General features: G+C 34.7%; 5 protein-coding genes and 2 pseudogenes. 2 read left to right on the top strand and 5 right to left on the bottom strand.

Annotated elements, in window-relative coordinates:
• Positions 1-617: 617 nt before the first annotated feature.
• From DIZ30_RS13760 to DIZ30_RS11350, 3 genes are all read right to left on the bottom strand, one after another.
• Positions 618-782, bottom strand: a complete 165-nt coding sequence (locus tag DIZ30_RS13760; RefSeq protein WP_002314577.1) for a hypothetical protein — start codon at positions 780-782, stop codon at positions 618-620.
• Positions 779-1,057 carry a hypothetical protein gene (locus DIZ30_RS11345; RefSeq protein ID WP_002314576.1) on the bottom strand — a complete coding sequence of 93 codons (279 nt, stop codon included), beginning with the start codon at positions 1,055-1,057 and terminating at the stop codon, positions 779-781. Before DIZ30_RS11345 ends, DIZ30_RS13760 begins: the two co-directional genes overlap by 4 nt.
• 75 nt (positions 1,058-1,132) lie before the next feature.
• Complete coding sequence (locus DIZ30_RS11350; RefSeq protein ID WP_002313380.1) at positions 1,133-1,378, bottom strand: helix-turn-helix domain-containing protein; 246 nt, start codon at positions 1,376-1,378, stop codon at positions 1,133-1,135.
• 104 nt (positions 1,379-1,482) lie between these two features.
• On the opposite strand from DIZ30_RS11350, the gene DIZ30_RS13940 reads away from it, so the two are divergent.
• Both DIZ30_RS13940 and DIZ30_RS11365 read left to right on the top strand, forming a co-directional pair.
• Positions 1,483-1,923: a hypothetical protein gene (locus DIZ30_RS13940; RefSeq protein WP_025480810.1), complete on the top strand. Its 441-nt coding sequence runs from the start codon at positions 1,483-1,485 to the stop codon at positions 1,921-1,923.
• Between the two features lie 507 nt (positions 1,924-2,430).
• A pseudogene (locus tag DIZ30_RS11365) lies at positions 2,431-2,712 on the top strand (tyrosine-type recombinase/integrase); the annotation flags it as partial.
• A gap of 953 nt (positions 2,713-3,665) precedes the next feature.
• Here DIZ30_RS11365 and DIZ30_RS11375 read toward each other — a convergent pair.
• Together DIZ30_RS11375 and DIZ30_RS11380 are read right to left on the bottom strand one after the other, a co-directional pair.
• Entirely contained in the window at positions 3,666-6,815 is a 3,150-nt protein-coding gene (locus tag DIZ30_RS11375) for a type I restriction endonuclease subunit R (protein ID WP_109023218.1), read from the bottom strand.
• Positions 6,816-6,827: 12 nt separating this feature from the next.
• Positions 6,828-7,508 (bottom strand): annotated as a pseudogene (locus DIZ30_RS11380) (restriction endonuclease subunit S); the annotation flags it as partial.
• Positions 7,509-7,648 lie beyond the last annotated feature (140 nt).

The raw sequence follows: 7,648 nt of genomic DNA on the forward strand, positions 1-7,648 counted from the left end.
GCTTACAGTGTTCTATTAAGTCGAGCACAACGACGTTTTGAAGGAACTTTGAGATATTCTTTAGGATATTAAAATTAACTAGCACCACGGGTAAATTTCATATTCTCCAATACTCTTGTCTATTGTTTTTTTCAAATTTATACAATTGACTTTTTCCTGCCAGATACCTCAAAAGGGAGTTGGTTGTTGGCAAAAAATACACCTCCTGAAATATTTATTTTTTGCAGTATTAAATCTTCATCAACTTTTTGTCCTTACATACATATCTGCATATATATCCAGCTTTAATCTGTCATCACTTGAATTTTATCAAAAGTATTCGTTAAATAGTTTATTTATAGTTTTTAATATCTCTTTGGATAAAAACTTTTTTAATCATCGTTGGAGAGTATTGGGTCATTATCACCTGAATACCCTAGTCTTAAAAAAACTGGGTTAAGACATAAAAAAATTCAATTTGTGCAGCTGGAAAAAGACCTGCGTCTACTTCATCAATTAGCAAGATTCCTCCTTCAATTTCTTAAACGATAACAAGACTCTTACAATTGTCCAACATTATCTTCACCTACAGATATTGATTGAAAGTTATATTCAGAAGTATGTGGTTGCTAAAGAGTTTACCGCCCCACTAATAGTATCAATTGCTGCGACAAATTATATCCAGTAAGCTCTAACTTCAAGCCTTTATTTTCTTCAACATATACATCAGTAGCAAAATCATAATCACGAGAAACAATTAGAGTTAAGCAATTTACATTAAGATAAATTATCATTGGATTCATTGCATTTCTAGCTCTCTTAACACTGGACTATTTTTGCTATAATCTTTTGATAAATTTAACTTTAGATTTTTCTTTTCTACTCCATCATATAGTTCAATACCAACATCCAGTGAACTAGGTAAATCATAGTTTTCTAAGAATCTAAAGTGTTCTGAAAATACAAATTCATATGCTTTATCCAACAACGTTTTGTATACTTTCAAATGATTTCGTTTAATTGGATTCTCAGTATAACCTGTTGAGAATATAGTATACCCTATCGTTACATATCCCATTCATTATTATACCAGTATTTCTTTGTGATACATAAGGGTGTAAAAATAGCTTCTTATACTAAAGACTACAAGTAGTTATTGAAGCAAGTCTTCATAAGACACCTGTAGAACATCCCTAATAGCTCTCAATTGATCCAACTTAATGTGTTGGCGGCCGCTTTCAATCTTAACCAATGTTTCCCTAGTTATAGCGATTTTTCTAAGCTGTAGGTCTCTAACTAGCTCGGTTTGACCGATTCCTTTTTCTACTCGGAATCGTCTAATATTGCTACCGATTACATTTTCTCTATCAATAATTTTTTCCTCTTTCAAGAATAGCACACCTTTTGGACTAAAATTAGTCCTTTTTCTTATTAATGTTAAAGATTTGGTATGCTACAATGGGACTAGTATTAGTCCATATTCAATTTTAAGGAGGAATTTTTCTGAAGAAATTTGCAATCATTTTAACCTGCGTTTTACTCATCGGAACTATAAGCGGGTGTACCACTTCTGACACAAGTTCTACAAGTACGGAAACTAGTACAACAACCTCAGAAAAGAATTACCCAATACATTTTTTTCCGGTTCCAAATGGATTTGAAGCTTATTATCATGATAAAAAACTAGATGTCCCTTTATCAGAAACTGAATCTACTGAAAAGATTTTGCCAATTGAAATTGAAAGAAATCAAGACGATATAAAATTAAAAGCTGATCTTCCCTTACTGAACAGCACACAAATTGATAGACATGAAAATATCAAAGTTAATATTGAAAAAGGAGCGTTAGCACAACTTTATACTAAAAAAGTTGAACAATTTTTTGAGGCTGGTGCCAATAAAGACTTTTCAAAAATAAGCGATTATTCGGATAACTTTTTTTAATGAAACACAATATGAAATCACAAACTCAACTTTTATGGCTGAAGATATGTACAATATGACGTTAAAAAAAATAAAAGCTTACGACCATCCATTAAATCTGATACTAAATTATGGATTACCCTCTTTTGTATTAGCAGGTTAAGTTGATTATGAATATTCACCAGATTATTTGGAGACACCTCTTCAACACGAGAACAATGATATTAATTTTAAATTCGTCTAAGAGTCAAAAAATAAAACATGGTTAGTTGATCAATTAAGCACTATAAACACTAGCTTTCATGAATTACCTAATCCTGAAAGAGAAGTTGATATGGTCATTAAAATCTCCTAATAAAAGAAGCGTTGAAAGAATGAGCTCTTATTCAACGCTTCTTTTATTGATTCAATTTGCATTATTATTTGAACGAGTAATCTGATTTCTAAGCAGTTGTAAAACTCCTTGTGGCGGATAATAGAATGAGCATAACGATTCGACATTGATATAATATATATTAACAAAAATAGTTTTTATTCACTGCAAACTAAGACAAGATCCACTATACTCAAGTAGTAACCGATTGGTTAAATTGGATTTACAAAAAGACACCGATGGAGCCTCAAATTACTCCATATGGATTTAGGCATACCCACTGTAGCTTATTGTTTGAAAGTGGTGCTTCGATAAAAGAAGTACAAGAACGATTAAGTCACAAAGATATTAAAACTACCATGAATATCTATGCTCATGTCACACCACAATCTGTTAAGAAAACTGGTGACCGATTCGCAAAATTTATGAGCGAATAATTCTAAACGTAGCCAATCATTAAAATCCAAATAAAAAAATGCTCGAAACGCTTTAATATCAACGTTTCGAGCAATGAAATAGATATTACCCCACAGACCCTTCCATATAGATTTTTAAATTACACACTAGTTTAAACTAAAACAAACAAGGAAACACTTACCATTTAATCATAAAATTAGCTCATATGAATATATTAGAATGTAAAATAGACTGGTCAAAATCTGGTCAAAAAAGAGGACTAATACAGGTAGTCCTCTTTTTTGTTATTTTGATATTCTAAATCATTTTTTATTGGATTATTCCCTTGTTCGATATAGACCCAAATTGATCTATCAATAATTATCAAACTGAGTCATATAGAGACAAAAATTTCAAAAATGACCTGTTAAATGGTCATCGAATATCATTTAAAATCAATACGACGGAGTCAGACACGGAGTCAAAACAAGCCCGCTGAGAGTAAAAAATATATACAGTCCCATAGGTAAAGTGCCACAGGACTGTATATTTTTTTATTTGAGATTACCTGAAATGATTCCATTTACTTTTTATCTCATTTTTTCCTACTAGTTAGTATCAAATACTCTCCTATTTTCTCAATAAACTATTTTGGGTTACATGGTATCTGAAACAGCTAAAACCTTGTCATTACAGCAAAAAATCACTTTATCTCCGTTTCATTTCAGATACATTTCACTTAAGCGGATTCCAAAAAAACAAAAGAAAAAGGAACCCCTAGTTAGCCTATGCTTTTTATTGGTTCCTCTCAAAACACGGTCATATAACAACGGGGTGGGGTAAATGAATGAAAAAGGTGGAGGAAACATTATTCAATAGCTGTCTTAAATACTTCGTTATAAAATGTGAACAAATAAAAGACATCTATCCCTATTTTCTACACTTCCACTTTACTACCATCTTTGAATCGTACAATTTTCTTAACTCTTCTCGTTTACCTCAATTCATTTTCAAGTGGAATCAGCTCATCATCTAACATTTTACGCCATGCTCGCTTCATTTCTTGTGGGTATTTAAATGGTTTCGCTTCTGGATGGTTGGCTTTATATCCTTCGTAATCCTTACTGTTGATAATTGCTTTCATATTAGGAATTGGATCTTCACCTGGCATATATTGCAGATTAGAAGCATGTAATTCTTTCTCAGAAACAAACCACTCGTTGGAAAAGACATGAATCAAATCATCACTCGCTTGTGTAAAATAGCGACGTTTAATGACAAAGATATCTTCATTACTATCTAAAGTCCCCACATCAAATGCATTTAAAATTTGTCGGTAAACTTCTTTGACTCCTTCTGTTTTATTCAATTTAGCCAAAGCTTTTTCAATTTCATCTCGTGCATCTGAACTGTTCGCAGCATAAGTTCCTAGTAATTGATCAATATAAGTAGAATCAATATCATACAACTTAGTGGTATTTTCACTATAAAATTCGATCGTTGAAAAATCTTCTCCCTCTTTTTCTGGTTCTTCCTCTATCAATGAACCTTTCACGGTCTCGTACACGCCAATTTGTTCTTCCAAAAGTTGAATTTGATTGTTCAAAGTTGAAGATTGCACAATGTCATCATTGTAATCGTCATAAGTCACTAACGATTCATACGCACGATTCAATTCTTGAAATGCTTTGACGTACTCGATACGGATTTCAAGTGGCGTATGTTCATCAATGGATTCCATGGATGAAACCTCCTTTAACTTACCATATGCTTGCTTGAATCTTTTTTTGGATTCTTGATAACTTGGACAAATCAAGCCCGATTCCTCTTTAGCTTCTGAATACAGTTTTGTCGCATCCTCGACATTCTTCTCCATTGTCGCTGGCTTACGAAACGTCACAATCAATCCTTTTGTCTTATCAGGATACGTACGATTCGTACGTGAAAAAGCTTGGATCAATCCTGCATACTCTAGATTACGATCCACAAATAGGGTTTGAATCGTAGGGGCGTCAAAACCTGTTAATAGACGATCCACTACAATCGCTAAATCGATTTGTTTCCCAAATTGTTTGAATTCCGCTCTTTTTCGTGCCAAACGATTATTGATATCTCCGTTATAACGCTCAATGTCTGCTAATGACCAGGAAGTATCATAATACTGATTATATTCCTCAATAATTTTTTGCATTTCTTCTTGTTGGACACTTGAATCTCGGCTGTTTTCTTCTAATGAATAGGTAATAGCGATCCTTGGGAAATCAGGATCCTCCATCGTTCGCCCTTCACGAATGGGCTGATTGGGAAACTCTTTTGTTAACCATTCAGGTTCTTTTGTCATTTCTTTGATGGCCCGATAATACTTTTTGGCCATGTCAATGGAACTCGTGGTTAAGATTGCAGATTTCGTTGGACGGCCATTTCGAAAATCAAATTTTGTATAGGCATTATCTGGACGGAACATTTTATGGATGACTTTTTGGATATGCTCATCTACTTCAAAAACAGCAGGGTCCAAATAACTTTCTTTTTTGATTGACTCCATTTGATCGATCATACGATTGATCTGTTCTGATGAATACTCTGCATATGTTTCTACTTCTTTTAATTTCCGATAGATTTTATTCTCTAATGAAGTCGGCTCAACGGTATTTTCATGCTCTACTTGAAATCCTAAAACCGAGCCATCTTCTAATGCATTCTTGATGGTGTAGGTGTGCAAGACCTCTCCATACTGATCATGGGTCGTACGTGCCAATTGCCCTTTGGCTTGTTTCCGATTCTCAGGGAAAATCAGCGTACCTGTAAAGCCAAACCAAGTGGACTTCGGAAACATTTTTTTGATTTCTTCCATATTTTCAGCACTTAACGCTCGATGACACTCATCTACTACAAACACGATATGTTGTCCCATTAATTTTTGGAAGCGATTGGTTCCTTTTTTCTCTTCTTGTTTCTTTGCATATTTCAACGCCGCATCTAGTTTTTGACGGGTTGTAATAATCACAACATTTGCATTGGCATCTGCCAACAGAGTTTCACTTAACTCTTTGGCACTTCCTGTTCCCACGATCAAGCTATTCGCTTTGGCATTACCAGAAGAAATCCCAGTATTAAACTCCGAAGCAAATTTCGTAAACTCTGTGGTGGTCTGATTATCTAAATCTTTGCGGTCCACTAACATGATCGTTCGATCGATCCCCGATTTTCGTGCTAAAAGCTTAGTAGATACAAAACTAGTCAACGTCTTTCCTGAACCAGTCGCATGCCACACATACCCTGATTGATGTTTATTTGCGGCAATAAACAAGGCTTGAATCGCATGAACTTGATAAGGATGTAACACCATGAGGGTTTTGTTGTCTTGATCTTCACTGACAATCGTATAATCCGCAATCAAGCGATGGGCATCCGGGATATTTAGCACTTGTTTACAAAACTCATATAAGTTTTCTACTTTTTCATTGTCTTTCGTTCGCCAACTAAATAAAAACTTAGGGTGCAAGTCTTTCGGTAAGGCATTTGCAAAATACCGGGTCGTTTGTTCATTGGAAACTACAAACAACTGCAAGGTCGAAAAGATATTGTTCCGAAACATGCCTTCTTCTGCATACTTTTTGATTTGGTTAAACGCCTGATAGACGCCATCTTTTGCGGTTACTTGTTTCAACTCGATTTGGACAATCGGTAATCCATTGATTAATAAGGTAACATCAAAACGTCGATCCCGTGCTTCTATGTTACTTCCACGTTTTGCAATTTGATGAACCACTTCATACGTAGAGATTCCTCCACCAATGTCTTGATTGGAATAAAGGATAAGTGAGACAGAACCCAATTGCGAATCTTCCCGTTCAATCGTGATCCGAGCCATCCCATTTTCACCTTTTAACCATTTCGCAGCATCAAAGGGGGTTTTCGTCCGTAGCAATAATTCCGTTTTGATCGTTTCAAATTCTTTATCGGTCAAAGGAGAATCATTCAGTTCTGCTTGATTATTTGAGATAATTTTTTGGCGTAAATTGACCCAAAGATCTTCTTCTGATTTTAGATCGGGACGATACGTCCACTGATTATGTCCTTCCCCAAGTACACGAATCAACTGTTCTTCGACTTCCGCTTCCTCACGGTGACTAATTTTCATTCTTCTTCCCTCCTAGACAAACATCTTTTGCAAGAAGCCTTTTTTCGTTTCTTTTAGTAAATCTAACTTGCGTTGTTGAAGAGCGATCGTGTCGTCGAGTTGTTTGAAGAAAGTGCCGATTTTAAATTGTTCATTATAGCTTGGAATAATTATTGGTACTTTAAGCAAAACATCTCGAGTTAATTGCGGCTGTGCGCCACCTGTAATATATTTTTTTAGTGAATAAGACAACAACATTGCATAGAGAAATTTTTTATTAATATCAAAATCTTCAACATTAATCACCATTGAATTTCCAGTAATCCAAACAGGCGCTTTAACATAACTGGGAGTTCCTGTTCCTTCTCCACGTGCAGAAATTGTTACTTGGTCTTCTAGGTGATTTGATTTTGAATAGAACCCAATGTAACCATTTGCTCCAAAAACAGGATATCCAGTATCTAATAGCTCAGATCCTGAAATAGTTGGTGGTTGATACATTTTGGCAATATCCCCCAACTTACACTGTTCCCAATCTCCCGTAAATCCAGGAAACCGGATTTCTGGCACTTTTGCTCCGTTTTTAGGGAACATTTTTTGTAAGAATCCTTTTTTCGTTTCCTTCAGCAAATCTAATTTGCGCTGATGAAGAGCGATGATGTCGTCGAGTTGCTTGAAGAAGTTACCAATTTGTTGTTGTTCTTCAATATGCGGAATTTTAAGTTCAATATTTTTTACTATTTTACTATTTAATTTAGGTGGTTCTGTTGCAAAGTTTTAAATCTACTATCAGATAAGGTAGAATAATAGAAAAAGATAGCAGGAGGAATGACGATGAGTCATTTTAAAGGAAA

It is taken from the genome of Enterococcus sp. H57 (assembly GCF_003112495.1).
Lineage (GTDB): Bacteria > Bacillota > Bacilli > Lactobacillales > Enterococcaceae > Enterococcus_B > Enterococcus_B faecium.

Coding starts and splice junctions, on each gene's coding strand:
- DIZ30_RS13760 (WP_002314577.1), bottom strand. CDS start 782: ATGAATCCAATGATAATTTATCTTAATGTAAATTGCTTAACTCTAATT.
- DIZ30_RS11375 (WP_109023218.1), bottom strand. CDS start 6,815: ATGAAAATTAGTCACCGTGAGGAAGCGGAAGTCGAAGAACAGTTGATT.
- DIZ30_RS11345 (WP_002314576.1), bottom strand. CDS start 1,057: ATGGGATATGTAACGATAGGGTATACTATATTCTCAACAGGTTATACT.